Consider the following 436-nt stretch of genomic DNA (forward strand, 5'->3'; position numbering starts at 1 on the left):
TTGCAGGATGTTGTTGCGCCGCGCGCCGATCGCCATGCGCACGCCGATTTCTTTGGTGCGCTCGGTTACGGACACCAGCATGATGTTCATCACGCCGATACCGCCGACCACCAATGAAATCAAGGCGATGGAGGAAATCAGCAGTTTCATCGTGCCGGTGGTGGTTTCGACCATCTGCTTGATACTGTCGCTGTTGTTCATGAAAAAGTCTTCCGTGCCGTGCCGCGTTTTGAGCAGCTCGGTCAGCCCTTTTTCGGCGACTTGGGTGTTGGCATCGTCTTTGATTTTGACGGTAATCGAGTTGGTGTGGCTCTCGCCGGTAATTTGGTGCATCACGGTCGTATAGGGCGACCAGAGCATCAATACGTCGGCGTTGCCAAAGGAGTTTTCCTCTTTTTTCATCACGCCGATGACGGTCAGCGGGCGTTTGTTGAAG

At 54.1% G+C, this 436-nt stretch carries 1 protein-coding gene; it reads right to left on the bottom strand.

Annotated elements, in window-relative coordinates:
* A partial coding sequence (locus tag ACTHTU_RS11370; protein ID WP_440362609.1) for an FtsX-like permease family protein occupies positions 1-436 on the bottom strand: 436 nt, incomplete at both ends.

The sequence above is a fragment of the Neisseria sp. P0020.S005 genome, from assembly GCF_051957055.1.
Lineage (GTDB): Bacteria > Pseudomonadota > Gammaproteobacteria > Burkholderiales > Neisseriaceae > Neisseria > Neisseria subflava_A.